At 34.0% G+C, this 19,179-nt stretch carries 16 protein-coding genes; 14 read left to right on the top strand and 2 right to left on the bottom strand.

The window, feature by feature from the left end:
• Positions 1–5: 5 nt before the first annotated feature.
• Both CLV33_RS01685 and CLV33_RS01680 read left to right on the top strand, forming a co-directional pair.
• Positions 6–842, top strand: coding sequence for an endonuclease/exonuclease/phosphatase family protein (locus CLV33_RS01685; RefSeq protein ID WP_105472432.1), 837 nt, complete (start codon positions 6–8; stop codon positions 840–842).
• 235 nt (positions 843–1,077) lie between these two features.
• A complete protein-coding gene (locus tag CLV33_RS01680) occupies positions 1,078–3,456 on the top strand; it encodes a GAF domain-containing protein (RefSeq protein WP_105472431.1) in 2,379 nt (792 codons plus the stop codon).
• Here CLV33_RS01680 and CLV33_RS01675 read toward each other — a convergent pair.
• Positions 3,423–4,730 (bottom strand): Pycsar system effector family protein, encoded by a 1,308-nt coding sequence (locus CLV33_RS01675; RefSeq protein ID WP_105472430.1) that lies wholly within the window; start codon positions 4,728–4,730, stop codon positions 3,423–3,425. The two genes, CLV33_RS01680 and CLV33_RS01675, sit on opposite strands and share 34 nt — an antisense overlap.
• A gap of 157 nt (positions 4,731–4,887) precedes the next feature.
• Between CLV33_RS01675 and msrB the strand changes: the two genes are divergently transcribed.
• The 9 genes from msrB (at position 4,888) to CLV33_RS01630 (ending at position 15,490) form a co-directional block, all read left to right on the top strand.
• Entirely contained in the window at positions 4,888–5,346 is a 459-nt protein-coding gene (gene msrB / locus CLV33_RS01670; RefSeq protein WP_105472429.1) for a peptide-methionine (R)-S-oxide reductase MsrB, read from the top strand.
• A complete protein-coding gene (gene msrA / locus CLV33_RS01665) occupies positions 5,339–5,878 on the top strand; it encodes a peptide-methionine (S)-S-oxide reductase MsrA (protein WP_042242937.1) in 540 nt (179 codons plus the stop codon). The genes msrB and msrA overlap by 8 nt, the downstream gene beginning before the upstream one ends.
• Entirely contained in the window at positions 5,879–6,127 is a 249-nt protein-coding gene (locus CLV33_RS01660) for a glutaredoxin family protein (protein WP_105472428.1), read from the top strand.
• Positions 6,124–7,686 (top strand): protein adenylyltransferase SelO, encoded by a 1,563-nt coding sequence (locus CLV33_RS01655; RefSeq protein WP_105472427.1) that lies wholly within the window; start codon positions 6,124–6,126, stop codon positions 7,684–7,686. Before CLV33_RS01660 ends, CLV33_RS01655 begins: the two co-directional genes overlap by 4 nt.
• Position 7,687: 1 nt before the next feature.
• Positions 7,688–8,230 (top strand): peptide-methionine (S)-S-oxide reductase, encoded by a 543-nt coding sequence (locus CLV33_RS01650; protein ID WP_105472426.1) that lies wholly within the window; start codon positions 7,688–7,690, stop codon positions 8,228–8,230.
• A complete protein-coding gene (locus CLV33_RS01645) occupies positions 8,199–9,419 on the top strand; it encodes a bifunctional alpha/beta hydrolase/OsmC family protein (protein ID WP_105472425.1) in 1,221 nt (406 codons plus the stop codon). The genes CLV33_RS01650 and CLV33_RS01645 overlap by 32 nt, the downstream gene beginning before the upstream one ends.
• Positions 9,419–10,381: an aldo/keto reductase gene (locus tag CLV33_RS01640; protein WP_105472424.1), complete on the top strand. Its 963-nt coding sequence runs from the start codon at positions 9,419–9,421 to the stop codon at positions 10,379–10,381. The genes CLV33_RS01645 and CLV33_RS01640 overlap by 1 nt, the downstream gene beginning before the upstream one ends.
• Positions 10,382–10,471: 90 nt before the next feature.
• On the top strand, positions 10,472–14,179 hold the full coding sequence (locus CLV33_RS01635) for a metallophosphoesterase (protein ID WP_105472423.1): 3,708 nt from the start codon (positions 10,472–10,474) through the stop codon (positions 14,177–14,179).
• Between the two features lie 12 nt (positions 14,180–14,191).
• The gene (locus tag CLV33_RS01630) at positions 14,192–15,490 is read left to right on the top strand and encodes a DUF2254 domain-containing protein (protein WP_105472422.1); all 1,299 of its coding nucleotides are present in this window, start codon (positions 14,192–14,194) and stop codon (positions 15,488–15,490) included.
• Here the strand turns inward: CLV33_RS01630 and CLV33_RS01625 are convergent.
• Entirely contained in the window at positions 15,487–16,284 is a 798-nt protein-coding gene (locus tag CLV33_RS01625; protein ID WP_105472421.1) for an SdiA-regulated domain-containing protein, read from the bottom strand. The two genes, CLV33_RS01630 and CLV33_RS01625, sit on opposite strands and share 4 nt — an antisense overlap.
• 132 nt (positions 16,285–16,416) lie before the next feature.
• Here CLV33_RS01625 and CLV33_RS01620 point away from each other — a divergent pair, with 132 nt between their 5' ends.
• From CLV33_RS01620 to CLV33_RS01610, 3 genes are read left to right on the top strand one after another with little or no spacing between them, the layout of a single operon-like run.
• Positions 16,417–17,283: an acyl-CoA thioesterase gene (locus tag CLV33_RS01620; RefSeq protein WP_105472420.1), complete on the top strand. Its 867-nt coding sequence runs from the start codon at positions 16,417–16,419 to the stop codon at positions 17,281–17,283.
• A gap of 6 nt (positions 17,284–17,289) precedes the next feature.
• Complete coding sequence (locus CLV33_RS01615; RefSeq protein ID WP_045372454.1) at positions 17,290–17,964, top strand: glycerophosphodiester phosphodiesterase; 675 nt, start codon at positions 17,290–17,292, stop codon at positions 17,962–17,964.
• Complete coding sequence (locus tag CLV33_RS01610) at positions 17,961–19,178, top strand: BaiN/RdsA family NAD(P)/FAD-dependent oxidoreductase (RefSeq protein WP_105472419.1); 1,218 nt, start codon at positions 17,961–17,963, stop codon at positions 19,176–19,178. Before CLV33_RS01615 ends, CLV33_RS01610 begins: the two co-directional genes overlap by 4 nt.
• Position 19,179 lies beyond the last annotated feature (1 nt).

The following is a 19,179-nucleotide window of genomic DNA, read 5'->3' as shown; positions in this document are numbered from 1 at the left end:
ACCATATGAAATATTTAATTGGTTTAGTGTTAGTGTGTTTTTGTATTGGTCTAATACGTGGTCAAGAAACCACCAAAGTAATGACTTATAATATAAAATTAGATTATCCGAAAAAAGGTGAAAACAGTTGGAATAATAGAAAAGACTGGATGGTAAGACAGATTAAGTTTCACCAGCCAGATATTTTTGGTGTTCAAGAAGCATTGCCCAATCAAATGCAATATTTAGATAGTACTCTTGTAAATTTTCAATACACTGGTGTTGGGCGAGATGATGGAAATAACCAAGGTGAATATTCTGCTATTTTTTATAACGCTTCAACTTTTAAAGTTATAGAAAATGGTACATTTTGGTTGTCTGAAACACCAAATAAAGTTTCTATGGGTTGGGATGCAGTATGTAACCGTATTTGTACTTACGCTCGTTTTAAAAATATGAATACAAAACAGCAATTTTGGGTGTTTAACACGCATTTCGATCATGTTGGTAAAGTGGCAAGAACGGAGAGCCCTAAGCTTATCTTAAAAAAAATAGAGTCTCTAAACTCTAAAAATCTTCCTGTAATTTTAATGGGAGATTTTAATTTAGAGCCAGAAACAAAAAATATTCAGCTATTCTATTCCTATTTTAATGATTCAAAAAGTATCTCAGAAACTGCGCCTTTTGGACCACAAGGTACATTTAATGGTTTTAATTTTAATGAGCCCGTTACACGAAGAATTGATTATATTTTTGTGAGTAAAGATGATATCAAAGTAAAAAAATATGGCGTGTTAAGCGATTCTAAAGATTGTAAATATCCTTCCGATCATTTACCTGTAATGGTATTCTTAAGCTTTTAAATAATATATAAGGTGCTATCACCTTAATACAGGCTACGATTTTAAACGCTTACAAAATTGTTAATCTTTTAAAAAACAGTGTATTAATTGTGTAATTTATGTTAAGTTGCATTTAAGGTATTAGTTTTACTGTAAACTTTATTGCGCTACTTGTAACATTTTAAGCGTTAGTAAGTCTATAAAATAACGACTAACGTAATAATTTGTAATTTTGTTGTACAACAATTTTTTAAATATGGATATTAACGACAATATCGAATCGCCAATGATGCTTAAAGTTAGCTTTAACAAGCTGCTTGAACATTACGAGGATTTAGCTGATAGTGAAGATGAATTTCTATCGGCCAAGGCGAAGCGTGTTTTAAAAACATCTGAGTTATATCCAGAGTTACGCCAAGGTTTTAGCGATACAAAAGTGTTGAAAGACAGGGCGAAAGAAATTGGCATTATTCTCCAAGATACTTTTGCTGCAGTGTTGTCTAAAAACGAAATAAAAACAGCTTCAGTACCATTTCACGATATTATATTTAATGCCTCTGAACGATTTAAAGGTATTATTAGGGCAGCTGGTGAAAACTTTAAGCTGAATATAAAAAATATGGACGAAGACGATAGATATGTTATTGCATGTAGCATTATTTTACGTTTTTGTTATGGTCACGATTTAAACTTTAAGCGTCCCTTTTATTACGAAATCCCCGATGCTAACGGTATAATGCGTTACTATAAGATTTTGTATAACGCAGATTTTTGTGAGATAGTGCCTACTAAAAATGCTGTAGATATTACGCAAGAAGATTACGAAGAGTTATTAGATAATTTTGATAACATAGAACTGTGGAAAGAAAAATTCCCGCCAAATAGCTACATATTTAAGGGTTTTGTAATATCAAATATATTTGATGTAACAGACGACCAGTCTATATCTCATTTAAAATCAAATCTTATTGGGGAGAATAAACGGCAGAACGATAATTTCATGAAGGATTTTCAGGATGTATTTCGTTCTCTCTTTGGGTTTAAAGATTTAAAAATAGGGTTTTCAATATACCATAAAGCAAATAAAGTATTCGAAAGAGTAAGGGGTATTGGTATAAATAGCTATTTGTTAAATAATGAAGAACTGGTAGAATGTTGTAATGCGCTTTGTAGCTGGTCGTACAATAGGTTATTAAACGAGCAGAAGTTTTTCTCAATTTCAAATGTTGAAAAAGCTCACGCCAAAGCCAAAGGGAAAGCGCCACATATAAGCAACTTGTATAAGCAGGGAGTTAAAAGTGTAATTTTTGCACCAATAGCAAACGAAACAGGTGTGTTAGGTATATTAGAAATTGTATCAAAACAACCTAAAGCACTAAATAGTGTTAATGCTAATAAATTAGTTGATGTAATGCCTTTTATAGTTTCGGCAGTAGAGCAATCTAAAACAGTAGAAGAAAACTTAATAGAGGCCATTATACAGCAAGAGTGTACATCAATTCACTCTAGTGTGTACTGGAAATTTGTTGCTGCAGCTCGAAAATTTTTAAAAGATAAAGCTAAGTTAGGTAATGAAGCAACATTTGAGAGTATTGTATTCGACAATATATATCCGCTTTTTGGGCAAATAGATGTAAAAGGATCTTCAGAAGCTAGAAATATAGCCACTCAAAAAGATTTACAATTACAACTATCGCTCTTAGACAAAATAATGAATGAAATTGTTGCTCTAGAAAAACTACCTATTTATGAGCAATTTCAATTTCAAATACGCAACTACATAAAGGAGCTTAAAACCAATTTTAAGGTAGATAGTGAGCATAGTATTGTTGCATTTTTAAAGAAAGAGATTGAACCGGTCTTAAAATTTCAATTGAAGAGAAGCCCAAAACTAAAGGCCGATATAGATGACTATTTTAATAAAATAGATGACGATTTAAACCTTATTTACTATTACAGAAAAAATTACGATGAAACTATAATGCTTATTAATAAGAATATGGCATTTCTTCTTGATGAAAAACAAGAGGAAGCCCAAGCCATGTATCCACATTATTTTGAGCGTTATAAAACCGATGGTGTAGAACACAATATGTACATAGGCGAAGCTATAACTAAAGAAGATAGTTTTAACCCAGTATATCTTTATAATTTAAGGTTATGGCAGTTGCAAGTAATGTGCGAAATGGAGAACGAATATTACAGCAATCAACATTTGTATCCTATTTCATTAGATGTGGCTTCAATGATTTTAGTTTTCAATCAACCGTTGTCTATTCGATTCAGAATGGACGAAAAACAGTTTGATGTTGATGGTACTTACAACGCCAGATACGAGGTTGTTAAAAAACGTGTAGATAAGGCCTATATAAAAGGTACAGAAGAGCGCATTACCCAAAATGGTAAAATAACCATAGTATACTCTCAAAAGGAAGATGAAGAAGAGTATTTACAGTATATTAAGTTTTTACAGAATAAAAACGTATTAGGTACAGAAGTTGAAATTCTTGAATTAGAAAATCTACAAGGTGTTACAGGTTTAAAAGCGTTGCGTGTAGATATTTTGTATCATGGTAAAGACAACGATAAAACGTTTTTTACCTATGACGATTTAATGAAAGAAATTAAGGCCTGATCTTCAACATAAGCAGTACCGCTTTCATCTGCATCTTTTAAATTTAAATACGCCGAAGGTATAGCTTCCTCTGGAAGTACATCCTCAATTTCAGCACCATTCCTTTTTAAAGCTATGCCAAAAGCTAAAACCGAGATTATCATACCTATCATAAAAATAGTGTAAGTAACACGAAGTATCCTATATTTTCTTTCCAATACTTTTCCTAAAAAATAAAGGTCTTTAGTTAAGGATTTATATACATAGTTTTTGTCCTTTAGAAGTTCTTCAATAGCCCATTCAAATTCAGAGAGTTTCATTTTATGAAAATTACCAAAAAATGTTAAGTTCACTTCTTTATTGGCGACATCTTCTTTAGTAAATTCTCCACTTGTAATGTTTGGTCTTGTAGCAATAATAGACAGTATCATAGAAATTACACAAGACAATGTAAAGATGGCGGTTGGGTATACTAAATAAGGGTTTGTATCTAGTTTAGAGATTAAATTTGCCAAAACCAACGAGATAATTATAGCATTAACCGATAGCAAAATGTTGGCTTTCGTATCTGCAATATCACTTAGTTTAATATGGTTTCTAAGTGCAACACGATAAAACGTTTGAATACCCCTCTCAGGACTTTCATTTTTATATTGAGCCTTATATTTAGCTTTAAGTTGTTCGGTGTTTAGTTTTTTGTTGCGTTTCTTTTTTGCTTTAATAAGCTTAGAAAGGTTTTTTTCCTTTCTGGGTTGCCAATTTTTAAGGGCATAATCTGTGTAAAACTCATGCTTTTTCGTTAAAATTTTTATGTTTTCGTTAGTCCATTCACTAGGTGTGTAATTTGCAATACCTTGTACCTCTAGCTCTTTTCTTAAAAATTCACTAGCCTCGTTAAAGTATTTTTTTCCAAAATGCGATGCATCTGCATCTCTAATAATTTTTCCCAGTTCTGTTTTGGGCGTATCATTAAACGTGGTGGCCAAAATACATTCGTTAACGGCTTTAATTGTGGCATCCTTTGCACCTTGCGCTTTTAAGAATTTAGTTGCTATATTAACACTCTCCTTTTCATGTCCTTCACGTTTTTTAGTATAGCCAGTATCGTGCAGTAAAGCTGCTAATTCTAAAACCTCGGCATCTTCATCACTTATATCGGTGTTTTCTATAATTTCTCTAATACTGCGTAACACACGTTCGGTATGGGTGTAATTATGGTATATAAAAGTGGAATCTAGTTCGTTTTTAAACAAATCAAACACAAACTTTTCGGCGTTTTCAACTAATTTGGACATAAAAAATCGGGTTTTCTTTCATTTCACAAAATACTAAAATATAATAAACATATAACAATAGATACTATCTATTATCTGGTAAGGAAAATAATAAAATAACGACTATATTTATGTTTAAAACGCATAATATATTAACTCAAAAAAAGAAAGGCGATTTATGCTAACTTGGAAAGACATTATTAATTTTTCGGTAAACGGAAATCCAAAACCCGATAAGCGTGTTGAAAAAACAGAAGCCGAATGGCAAGAGCAGTTAACCCCAGAGCAGTTTAGGATTACAAGGTTAAAAGGAACAGAGCGCCCGCACAGTGGTGCACTTTGTAGTGTTCATGAGGCTGGTAAGTATAATTGCGTGTGCTGTAATACACCATTATTTGATTCTACAATTAAGTTTGAATCTGGTACTGGGTGGCCCAGTTTTACGCAACCCATTAGAGAAAATGCTATTAAATACGAGCGCGATACCGCATTTGGAATGGTACGTGTTGAGGTGATGTGTAATACGTGCGATGCGCACTTAGGGCATGTATTTCCTGATGGTCCAGAACCCAGTGGATTGCGTTATTGTATCAATTCAGAATCTATGCAATTAGAACAGGAGGTTAAAAATGAGTAATAAAAATATACAAATAGCCACTATTGGTGGTGGTTGCTTTTGGTGTACAGAAGCAGTATTTCAAGAAATAAAAGGTGTAGAAGGTGTGGTGTCTGGTTATTCTGGAGGTAATGTGCCAGGGCATCCAACTTATCGCGAAATTTGTTCTGGTTTAACAGGACATGCCGAAGTAGTGCAAATTACGTTTGATGCCAATGTAATTTCCTATAAAGACATCCTTATTGTTTTCATGACAACCCACGACCCTACAACTTTAAACAGGCAGGGTGCAGATAGAGGTACACAATACCGGTCTGTGATTTTTTATCATGATGAGACTCAAAAAGAAATTGCTGAAATTGTGGTGAAAGAAGTAGCGCCGTATTATGAAAATACCATAGTTACAGAAATAGCACCGTTGGATGTGTTTTATGAGGCCGAAAAAGAGCATCAAAATTATTACAGGAATAATAAAACACAGGGATATTGTAGTTTTGTAATTACACCAAAATTGGCGAAATTGAGAAAACTACATGCGGATAAATTAAAGTAGATGAAACCTAAAATCACGCTTTATGGTACCGAAACGTGTCATAAAACGCAGTATTATAAACAGTATTTAAAGGATTTACGTTTAGAATATAAATTTTTAGATGTTGTATTACATCAGCATTATGCCGAAGCGCTTCGCAGCCTTTACAAAAACAGAGCACTTAATTTCCCAACAGTAACTATTGGAAAAAAGAAGTTAAGAAACCCTTCTGATAAGGATTTGAAAAAATGGATTGAAAAATTACTATGAAACTAAACATAAAAGATAAATTTAATAGTAAGTTACCCGCAGACCCTATTTTAGAAAACACTAGAAGACAGGTAACTAATGCCTGTTTTTCTTATGTAGCACCAAAACAAACTTCAAAACCAGAATTAGTGCACGTATCTCCTGAAATGTTGCATAATTTAGGAATTCCTGAGAAAGACGCTAAAAGCGATATATTTTTAAATGTATTTACAGGAAACCAAGTATTGCCAAATACCAAACCTTATGCCATGTGTTACGGTGGGCACCAGTTTGGCAATTGGGCAGGACAATTGGGCGACGGGCGCGCTATAAATTTATGTGAAGTTGAGCACCAATCTAAACATTGGCAATTACAATTAAAAGGTGCTGGGGAAACCCCATATTCCAGAACTGCCGATGGTTTAGCAGTATTGCGTTCGTCTATTCGCGAGTATTTATGTAGCGAAGCTATGTTTCATTTAGGAGTCCCAACAACCAGAGCCTTGTCTTTGGCACTTACGGGCGATAAAGTTTTAAGAGATGTTATGTACGATGGTAATCCAGCTTACGAAAAAGGGGCTATTGTTTGCAGGGTAGCAGAGTCTTTTTTACGTTTTGGGAATTATCAAATTTTTGCCGCAAGACAAGATAAAGATACACTTAAAACTTTGGTAGATTATACCATAAATAATCATTTTTCGCATTTAGGAACACCTTCTAAAGCAACCTATATTCAGTTTTTTAAGGAGGTGTCAGAGCGAACTCTAGAAATGATCATACATTGGCAACGTGTTGGTTTTGTTCATGGTGTAATGAATACAGATAATATGTCTATTCTTGGTTTAACTATAGATTATGGGCCCTATGGTTGGCTAGAAGGGTATGAGTATGGTTGGACGCCAAATACTACCGACAGGCAGCATAAACGTTACCGTTATGGAAATCAGCCCAATATTGGCTTGTGGAATTTGCTGCAATTAGCAAATGCGTTGTATCCTTTAATTGAAGAAGCAGCACCTTTAGAAACTATTCTAAATAAGTATAAAACTGATTTTGAAAGCGGATCCCTTAATATGATGCGTTCTAAAATTGGCTTGTATCGTGAAGAGGAAACCGATGTAAAAATTATGCAAGCGCTTGAAGATGTTTTGCACCTTACAGAAACCGATATGACTATTTTCTTTAGAAATTTAAGCAGTTTTAAGCCAGAAAATCCAACAGAAGGGTTAAACCTAATTAATGAAGCCTTTTATAAGCCAAATGAAATTGTTGGAAATATAGAAAAACGCTGGAACGATTGGTTTAATAGTTATGCAAAAAGGTTACAAAGCGAAACGCTTTCCAACACCGAAAGACGCAAAAAAATGAACGCTATAAACCCAAAATATGTATTGCGAAATTATATGGCGCAATTGGCGATAGATGCAGCAGATAAAGGCGATTACAAGTTAATTAGCGAGTTGTTTAACATGCTAAAAAAACCCTATGATGCGCAACCAGAATATGATAAATGGTTTGCCAAAAGACCAGATTGGGCTCGCCATAAAGTAGGCTGCTCAATGCTATCTTGTAGTTCGTAAAATGGAAGCCTTACAAAAAATAGCATTTGGCGGCGGTTGCCATTGGTGTACAGAAGCCGTATTTCAATCGTTAATAGGCGTTTTTAAAGTAGAACAGGGTTTTGTGGGATCGATTAACGCCGATAGTAGTTTCTCAGAAGCAGTTATTGTACATTTCAACAGTGCTAAAATTGCATTAAGCACACTCATCGAAATTCATTTGCATACACACAAAAGTACGTCAAACCATTCCATGAGAACTAAGTATCGTTCTGCGATATATACGTTTTCAGAAGAACAAATGCATATAGTGACATCTCAATTGGAACTTTTACAGTTTCAATTTCAAAATAAAATTATTACAAAAGTGCTGCCGTTCAATCGGTTTAAAGCGTCGAGAGTTCAAATACAAAACTATTATTACAGCAACCCTAAAAAACCGTTTTGCGAAAGTTTTATTAATCCTAAATTAAAGCTATTATTACATACTTTTTCAAAATACACAGACCAAAGCAAATTAAAACATTTAAACAATGAATCGGGAAAAACTAAGTATTCAGAATAAAAAGGGACATAAATTACAGGCGTATTTAGAGCTACCGGCAGACCAAAAACCGCATTACTTTGCCATTTTTGCTCATTGTTTTACGTGTAATAGTAATTTATCGGCAGTTAAAAACATAAGCAGGTCGTTAACATCTCACGGTTTTGGTGTGTTGCGCTTCGACTTTACAGGTTTAGGTAGGAGTGAAGGTGAGTTTTCCGAAAGCTATTTCTCTGCTAATGTAGACGATTTAATAGCGGTAAACGATTATATTACAAAACATTACCAAGCCCCTGGTTTGTTGGTAGGGCATTCTCTTGGTGGAGCTGCGGTAATTGTAGCAGCTTCACGATTAAAAAACATAAAAGCTGTTGCAACTGTTGGAGCACCATCTACCGTAGGTCATGTAAAGCACCTATTTTCGCATGGTATTGAGGAGGTACAAAAAAAAGGTGAGGTTGAAGTAAATATTGGTGGGCGACCATTTAAAATCGATAAAGATTTTGTGGAAGATTTTAATACAACAGATTTGCCAGAAATTACAAAAAACTTACGAAAACCGTTATTGATAATGCATGCACCTTTTGATGGTGTAGTTGGTATAAATAATGCACAGGACTTATACCAAAATGCACATCATCCTAAAAGTTTTGTGAGTTTAGATGATGCAGACCATTTGTTGTCCAATTCAAAAGACAGTAAATACGTTGGTAATATTATTGGTGTTTGGGCAGACCGCTATTTTATGCCTAAAGACAATAGTATTCTAGATACCGAAGGCCAACAATTGGTAGCGCATTTAAACTTAAAAGACGATAATTTTACAACATCAATTCAAACTAAAAAACATCATTTTATAGCCGATGAACCCGAGAGCGTTGGTGGCGACGATTTTGGGCCATCACCTTACGATTTTTTAAGCGCTGGTTTAGCGGCCTGTACAGTAATGACGCTTAAAATGTATGCAGAACGTAAGCAGTGGGATTTACAGGAAGTATATGCCTACATTACCTATTCAAAAAAACATAGCGATGATTTAATGTTAGATGCAGATACTCCAAGACGAATAGATCATTTGCAGAAACAATTAAAGTTTATAGGTAATTTAGATGATGCGCAAAAGGAAAAATTAAAAGAAATTGCCTCTAAATGTCCTGTACATAGAACATTGTTGTCTGAAACATTAATAGAAACCGAAATTATAAATTAATGAATGATAATACCACAAAAATAGGCTTAGGGTTGGCAGCATTAGGAAGGCCAGAGTACATTAATATTAGAGAAGTGAAATCTATAGATAAATCTAAAGCCGCTTTTAAACAAAACACGCTAACTGTTTTAGATGAAGCGTATGCTTTAGGTGTGCGTTATTTCGATACGGCACCATCTTACGGAAAAGGAGAGGCGTTTTTACAAGAATGGAAAGATTTTAGAAACCATGAAGATGCAGTTTTAGGAACAAAATGGGGCTATACCTATGTAGCCAATTGGGAATTGGGATATAATGGCAAGCATGAAATTAAAGAACATTCGATAGCTAAATTGTTAGAACAGTGGGAGGTTTCAAAAAAACTATTGCCAAATTTAAAATACTACCAAGTACATTCTGCAACGTTTGAGAGTGGTATTATAGAAAATAACGCTGTTTTGCGTAAACTACACAGTATAAAAAAGGAAACAGGATTAAAAATTGGCATTACTACAAGTGGCACGCAACAAAAAGACACTATTGTAGCAGCTTCAAAAATTAAAATTGAAACCGAATTGTTATTTGATAGTTTTCAGGTAACCTACAATATTTTAGAACAAGATACTTTTGAGGTGTTACAATCGCTTTTAGCAACAGGAAAAACAGTTATTATAAAAGAAGCTTTAGCTAATGGTCGTGTTTTTCAAAATGAAAAATTTCAGCATTATTCTAGACTATACGATGTTTTAAACACATTGTCAAAAAAATACAATGTTGGTGTAGATGCTGTAGCATTACGTTATGTAATAGATAGTTTGCAACCAACTTATGTGCTTAGTGGCGCTTCAAACACCAAACAATTAAAAGAAAACCTTAAGGCAAACACTTTTACACTGTCTGGAAAAGAGTTAAGTGTTTTAAATGCTTTAAACGTATCGCCAGATTCATATTGGAGAGAACGCAGTGCGCTTTCGTGGAATTAATGTAAAATAGCGTTTGCACTAATTATTAAAGTAAATACAATATCTTTAAGGAAGAGAATCCTCTATTTTTACAATCTGAAACCGTTTCATATGAAGTTTTTAAAACATACATTAGTCATTCTTTTAATTTTGTTTTCAAGTGCATGTGCAACTTATGCACCACAATATGCAGACCAAAACCATGATAAGGTAGCGTTTCCAAATAAAGAAATAGACAAAACATTTTACTTGGTAGGTGATGCAGGTAAATCCCCTATGGGTGGCATGTCTAAAGCATTAACCGCGTTTAATAGTTATATAAAAGTTAAAAACACAACAAACGACTATGCTATTTTTTTAGGAGATAACATATATCCCGATGGTCTTCCAAAAGAAGGTGCCAAAGGAAGGGATGTAGCAGAAAACGCATTAAATGCACAAATTACATCCCTAAATAATTTTAAAGGAGAGGTGCTTTTTATTCCTGGAAATCACGATTGGTATGCTAATGGTGTAAAAGGACTAAAACGACAAGAAAAGTATATAGAAGATGCTCTAGGTAAAAACACCTTTCAACCAGAAAATGGATGCCCTTTAGAAAGTATCGATGTTAGTGAAACTATCCAACTTATTGTTATAGATACAGAGTGGTATTTAGAGAACTGGAATAGCCACCCAACCATAAATGATGAATGTGAAATAAAAACTCGAGATCGTTTTTTTATGGAGGTGGAAGGCGAATTAAAAAAAGCGCAAAATAAAACTATTGTTTTTGCAATGCATCACCCTATGTATACCAATGGTACACATGGTGGTAAGTATGCGGCAATAAAGCATTTGTTTCCGTTTCAGCAAAAAATTCCATTACCAATTTTAGGATCTTTTATTACACAATTAAGAACCCAAGGTGGTGTTTCTATTCAAGACAGGTACAACGAGCGGTATAATGAATTAATGAGACGTATTGAAACTATGGCCATAGATTCAGAAAATTTAGTATTTGTCTCTGGGCACGAACATACATTGCAGTACATAGAAAAAGAAACCATAAAACAAATTGTATCGGGTTCTGGTGCAAAAGAATCGTATGCTGAAATAAGTAAAAACGGATTGTTTTCTACAGGACAACAAGGTTTTGCAGAACTAACCGTGTTTAAGGATAAGAGTGCTTGGGTACGCTATTTTGGCGAAGAAAATGGGAAACCTAAATTATTATTTACTACTGAAGTATTCCCACCTAAAAAGCCATATGATACTTCCAAACTTCCTGATAATTTTCCGCAAGAGGTAGAAGTTTCTATTTATTCTAAAGAAGAAACCGATGTTACAGGGTTTTTTAAAACCATTTGGGGTAACCATTACCGCGATGTGTACAGCAAAAAAATAAAGGCTAAAGTAGCAACACTAGATACGCTTTATGGAGGACTGGAAGTCGTGCGAAAAGGAGGCGGTCACCAAACACGTTCGTTACGCTTAAAAACTAAAGACGGTAGGGAATTAAATATGAGGGCGCTACGTAAAAGCGCTACGCAATACTTACAAACTGTATTGTTTAAGGATACTTACATACAAGATGATTTTGAAAAAACCGAAGTAGAAGAGTTAATTTTAGATTTTTACACAGCGGCTCACCCGTACGCATTTGCAGTGGTTCCAGACTTATCAGATGCTGCCGACATTTATCATACAAACCCCAAGTTGTACTTTATTCCAAAACATAAACATTTGGGCGAGCATAATAGAGAATATGGTGGCGAATTATATATGATTGAAGAGCGACCCGAAGAAAACTACAGTAACGAAAAAAACTTTGGTTATGCCGATGATTTAGAAAGTACACACGATATTATTGAGAAAGTAAGAGAAGACGAAGAGCATAAAATAGATGAAAATGCTTTTGTAAGGGCGCGATTGTTCGATATGTTAATTGGCGATTGGGATAGGCACCAAGACCAATGGCGATGGGCACAGTTTGATAAAGAAAATGGCGACCATTACTACAAACCCATACCTCGAGATAGAGACCAAGTGTTTTCTAATTTTGATGGCGCTTTACTAGATGTTATGCGTTTTATCTCTGGCTCAACAAAACAACTCCAAGTTTACGACGAGGACTTAAATAATATAGAGTGGATGAACGCTGCAGGTATTAAGCTAGATCGAGTATTAATACAGCAAGCCGATAAGGAAACTTGGCTAAAACATGCCAAATTTCTTCAAGATAATATTACAGATGAAGTTATAGAAAAAGCATTTGCAAAAGTTCCTAAAGCAGTTCAGGACAAAACGCTAATGGAAATTAAAGAAAAATTAAAGGGTAGACGTTCAAACCTCACAGATATTGCAACACGGTATTATAATCATTTAAACGCGTTGGTAATTTTAACGGGTACGGATAAAGACGATTATATTGAAGTAACAAGATCTGGTGATAACAAAACACATGTTAAAATATCTAGGATTAAAGGAGGCGAAAAAGCCGATGTGCTTGTAGATAGAACTTTTAATAGAGATATTACCAAAGAAATGTGGATTTATGGTTTGGATGATAAAGATATTTTTGAAGTTACTGGAAAAGCTAACAACCCCATTTTTATTAGGCTTATTGGTGGACAAGAAAACGATACTTATAGTATTAAAAACGGTAGGCGTGTTAAAGTGTACGACCACGAAAGCAAAAAAAACACCATAAAAGAAAACAAAGGCGCCACCATTAGACTTACTGATGTTTATAAGTTAAACCTGTTCGATTTTAATAAAAACATAACCAAAACAAGTTTAACCACACCGGCCATTGGTTTTAATCCAGATGATGGGTTTTTAATTGGGATGCAATATGTAAGAACCACAAAAGGGTTTCAAAGAAATCCATTTTCACAGCAGCACAGGTTTAAAGGTGGTTATTATTTTGCTACAGAAGGCTTTTCCCTAAACTACGATGGCGAGTTTGCTAATATTATGAACGATTGGAATTTACATATTGGCGGGCAATTTACATCGGCAAATTTTACAAATAACTTTTTTGGTTATGGTAATGAAACAGTGAATAATGATGATGCGTTAACTTTAGATTATAACCGTGTAAAAACAAGTATTCAAGCCGTAAAAGTAGGAATTCTTAAAAAAGGTAATTTTGGTAGCGATTATGGGTTTAGGGCTATTTTAGAAGGGATTAAACTAGATGATACCGATAACCGATACATCACTAATGATTTTGTTCCAGCTAATAATACCGAATTTTACGAAAGACGCTATTTTGGAGGTTTGGAAGCCCAGTTTAATTATGCAAGTTTTGATGATAAAATAAATCCAAGAAAAGGGATGTCCTTCATGTTTCAAATTGGTGGAAAAACCGAATTTGAAGAAACTAAAAACACATACGGATATATTAATTCTAATCTTGGGTTTTACAATTCACTAACCGAAAACAAAAATTTGGTATTAAAAACCGATGTGCGCACACAATTTAGAATAGGAGACGATATACTGTTTTATCAAGCGGCAAATATTGGAGGTAGAAATGGTTTGCGAGGTTATAGAACAGAACGTTTTACAGGAAGAAATTCATTGGTTGGAAGTGCAGATTTACGCTACAGTTTTCCATCTTTTAAAACCAACGCCTTACCATTACAAATTGGTGTTTTTGGTGGTGCAGATGTAGGACGTGTTTGGGTTAAAAACGACACATCTAAACTTTGGCATAACGATTATGGTGGCGGATTTTGGATTACCGCTGCAGACAGCTTATCTGGAACTTTTAACCTGTTTAATAGCGAAGAAGGCCTAAGGTTTTCGTTTAGTTTTGGATTAAACTTTTAAACTAAAACCATAATGAAAGCTACTTACCATAACATTGTAAAGTACATTTACAGACTAGAGAACAAAATTGCTTTTTACCCCACAATCTTAAGTCTTTTAGGAATGTTTTTTGCCATGTTTATGTATTATTTAGAAGGGCTTAATATTTCAAAATACATCTTTGACCATTTACCTTGGCTTTTAATAAAAAATGTTGAAACTGCTAGAACCATTTTAGCAACATTTATTGGTGGTTTAATATCAATAATGGTGTTTAGTTTTTCTATGGTAATGATTTTGCTTAATCAGGCTAGTAGTAATTATTCGCCAAGGGTACTACCAGGTTTAATATCAAATAGGCGCCATCAGGTGGTATTGGGCATTTATAACTCCTGTTTGCTATATTGTATTTTCACATTAATAGCTATAAAGGGATCTACAGGAAACAAATACGAGCTTGCAGGTTTTTCTATACTATTGGCTATAGTTTTCATGATATTTTGTCTTGGGGCATTCATTTATTTTATTCACTCTATATCCCAAGAAATACAGATTAATAATATTATGAGTGCTATTCACAAAAAGGCAAAAAAAAGGCTTTGTAAATTAATCGATTCTGAAAAAGGTGAAATATCTAATTTTCCAGATAGTACAAATTGGCATGTTATTGTGTCTAAAACATCAGGCTATATAGAAGATATTAGCTTAGAAGCCATTTCAGAGAAATTAAAAATTAAAAACGCTAAGGCTGAAATTTTAGTTTATAAAGGCGAATATGTGTTTAAGAGCAAACCCATTATTAAGGTGAGTGAGGAGTTTGAAGAGGCTGCTCAGGAAGACATATGCTCTGGATTTCATTTTTCAAAAAGTGAGCTTATTGAAGATAATTACCTGTTGGCTTTTAAGCAATTAACCGAAATAATTGTAAAGGCAATGTCTCCTGGTATTAACGACCCCGGAACAGCTATTAATGCTATAGATTACCTTACGGAATTGTTAATGCTACGTATGCAGAAAAAAGATTTTAGCTACTATTACGACGCAACAGATGCACAGGTTATAAGCACAAATAGTATTAGCTTTAAAAGTTTGCTTTACAATGTTATGTGCGCTGTAAGAACGTATTGTAAGCACGATATAATTCTAGTGCAAAAGTTGCTTGGAATGTTTAACAACCTAATGGAAACCTCTAAAATTGCAAATATTAACTACCGGAGTGTTGTGTTACATGAGTTAGATAGTTTACACGAGGATATTTCCCATGTTATTAAAAATAAAAATGATTTGGAAGTCTTAGAGCTAGAAATTACAGCAATAAAAAATAAGTTTTAAATGTTAAAGGTATAAAGGTTGCCGCCTTCACTTTTATCTTTTTCATCTGTAATATAAACCATGTTGTTATTTTTAAAGCAAATACCTTCTTTTTGCGAATCGTGTTCAAATTCTAAAGCCTCAATGTTGCCTTTAAAAAAAGTATCACCCTTAAAATCTGTAATTTTCCAAAGCCTTTCATGATTTAGCAATACAACAGTTTTTCCATCATCGCTTACATCGGCAGATGTAATTTTAGTATGTTTTCCTTTCATTTTAAATTCAGAAACAAAAGCAGCTGTATGTTTTCCTATTTGGTTAGGTACCTTAAAAAGTTTTGTAGACTTATTTTCTTTACTAAAAATATAAAAGTGGTTGTTTAAAATGAAGAAGGCTTCAAAATCTTCAGATTTTACCTTTTTGGGCAGTGTAAAGTTAATACGTTCTGCAGTTACTTCATCATGCTCTAAATTAGAAACTTTGTAAATGGTAAAGTCGTCCCTGTTTTTACTATTATTCCCAAAATCACCAATGTATAGATTTCCTTTGGTATCAGAAGTTAAATCTTCCCAGTCTATATTGCTAGAATTGCTAATATCTATATTCTTTATCAAGTTCCCTTTTAAATCCATACCATAGATATTATTTTTGTTACCAGCATCCTCTATAGTCCATAGTAGCTCAGAATTTACTACGGTTTCAATAGCAGAGGCTTCTTTTAACCGCATTGGTAAATCTGCGATAACATTTAATTTTCCAGAATGGCATGAAGTTAATAAGAATGTAAGGAGCAGTAATTTTTGAAAATAATACATGTTGCTATTGGTTTTTAACCAAAATAACAACTTCGGTAGGCATTTAAAAATTAAAAATCTTAAACTATTTATAAAAGATGCGTAAAAGCCCTGTTTTATTTAATAGTTTTATGCTTAAATTTAAAAAGACTTATGACTACGGTTGATGATTTATTAAACCTTTTAGTTTTAGATAAAGTAAATGATAGTGCATTTAATGGCGTAAGTAAAACCGTTGGTAGCCCTATGGTATTTGGAGGGCAGGTTTTGGCGCAAGCTTTAAATGCAGCGAGCAGAACCATAAAGAATAACAGGGTTTTACACTCTATGCACGCTTATTTTTTAGAAGCAGGAGATTTAGAGTGCCCTATTACCTATAACGTAAGTAATGTGCGGGACGGTGGTAGTTTTTCTGTAAGGCGGGTAACAGCACACCAAAACGATACCAGAATTTTTATTTTATCGGCCTCGTTTCATAAACAAGAAGACGGTTACGAGCACCAAATACAAATGAAAAAAGGCATTAAGCAGCCCGAAGAATTGCTAAGTTGGACGGATATGCGAACAGAATTTAGTGATGCATTGCCTAAAACCTTAAAATCTTTTTTAGAAATTAAAAGGCCTGTTGAGTTTAAACCAACTGCATTCGCAAACCCTTTACAACCAAAAAATTTACCGCCAACCCATGAGGTTTGGTTTAAGTTAAAAGGTGATGTTAAAGGTTTAGATTTAGCTACAAAACAACAAATATTAACCTATATTTCAGATTATAATATTTTAACGGCCACTCTTAATCCCCATGCGAGTAAAGCACACTGGGGAAATACACAAACGGCAAGTTTAGATCATTCTATGTGGTATTTTAGAGATTTTGATTTTTCAGATTGGTTGTTATACGCTATGGAGTCTCCAAGTACTTCAGGTGCAAGAGGTTTTGCCAGAGGAAATATTTTTACAAGAGAAGGAGTACTAGTTGCTACTGTAGCACAAGAAGGTTTAATACGTCCCATAAAAAAATAAAAAAGTATGTTAAAAATTGGACATAGAGGCGCAAAAGGACACGTTGCAGAAAACACATTGGCATCTATTCAAAAGGCTTTAGATTTAGGTGTTGATGGCATAGAAATAGATGTGCACAGGTGCGCTTCAGGAGAGTTGGTTGTTTTTCATGATTTTACTTTAGACAGAATGACTAATGGTAGTGGTGAAATCTCAAAATTTACCTATAAAGAATTGCAAAAATTTAAAACAAGAGGCAGTTTTGAAATTCCCACATTATCACAAGTGCTAACCTTGGTAGATAATAAATGCCTTTTAAATATTGAATTAAAAGGACAAGACACTGCCAAGGAAGCCGCTAGAATTATAAAGTTTTATGTAGATAAAAAAGGTTGGGAATACCATAACTTTATTGTGTCGAGTTTCCAAGAGGAACTCCTAGAAACAGTATTTCAGATTAATAAAGATATTCCTTTGGGCGTTATAACAGAAAACAATTTAGATAAGGTTGTAGCATTTGCTAAAACCATAAAAGCAGTTTCAATATATGTAAACTACACCATGTTAACTGCCGAAATTGTTGAAGCCTTAAAGGAAAACTACAAAGTTTTTGCTTTTACTGTAAATAATTTAAAACCCTTAGCTAGAATTCAATCTTATGGGGTAGATGCTATTATATCAGATTATCCAGATAGGATATGATGCAAAAGGATGTCATAATTATTGGAGGTGGAGCTGCAGGTTTTTTTGCCGCCATAAATATTGCAGCACAAAATCCTAGCTTAAAAGTTGCCATTTTAGAACGCGGAAAGGAGGGCTTATCTAAAGTAAAAGTCTCCGGAGGTGGGCGTTGTAATGTAACCCATGCAGAATTTATTCCCCAAGAATTAGTGCAAAATTATCCGCGAGGTGAAAAAGAATTATTAGGGCCTTTTCATCAGTTTATGACTGGCGATACCATAGCATGGTTCGAAAAACGTGGTGTACCCTTAAAGATAGAAGAAGATGGCAGAATGTTTCCAGTTAGCAATTCATCTCAAACCATAATTGATTGTTTTTTAAATGAAGCCGAAAAACATCAGGTTGAGGTGTTTTATAGTCATTCGGTAAAGTCTATTTCAAACGAAAATGATAGGTTTCAAATTGAAACTTCACAAGGTAGGTTTTCATCTAAGAAAGTGTTGGTGGCCACGGGAAGCAATCCTAAAATTTGGAATTTACTTGAAAATTTAGGACATACCATATCACAACCTGTCCCATCGTTATTTACGTTTAATATCACAGACGAACGTATAAAAGACATCCCTGGAGTGGTAGCCAAAAATGTAGAAATAAAAGTATTAAATACAAACTTGTGGAGCGAAGGCCCATTGCTAATTACCCATTGGGGTTTGAGTGCGCCTTCAATTTTAAAACTTTCGGCTTATGGTGCTTTAGAACTGGCAAAACGAGAGTATAAATTTCAAATAGAGGTAAATTTTATCAAGCAATCTGTTGAAGATTGTTTGGAAGCATTAAAGGCATTAAAACAGGATCTCGCTAAAAAAGCGGTATTCAAATCTACACAATTTGATGTGCCAAAACGATTATGGCATAAATTAGTCTTGGCATCTTATATGGATGAACAAACACGATGGGCAGATGTAAATAAAATGCAACTAGAAGCTTTAGCAAGCCAATTGACCCAAGCTATTTTTTCGGTTAACGGCAAAAGTACGTTTAAAGAAGAGTTTGTAACCGCTGGTGGCGTAAACCTTAAAGAGGTTAATTTTAAAACCTTCGAGAGCAAGTATATAAAAAACCTGTATTTTGCTGGTGAAGTGTTAAATATTGATGCGGTTACGGGAGGTTTTAATTTTCAAAATGCGTGGACAGGCGCTTATATTGCTGCTAAAGCCATTGTAAATTCCCAATAAA

It is taken from the genome of Jejuia pallidilutea, from assembly GCF_002973595.1.
Classification (GTDB): domain Bacteria; phylum Bacteroidota; class Bacteroidia; order Flavobacteriales; family Flavobacteriaceae; genus Jejuia; species Jejuia pallidilutea.
This window is presented reverse-complemented; position numbering and strand designations above follow the sequence as displayed.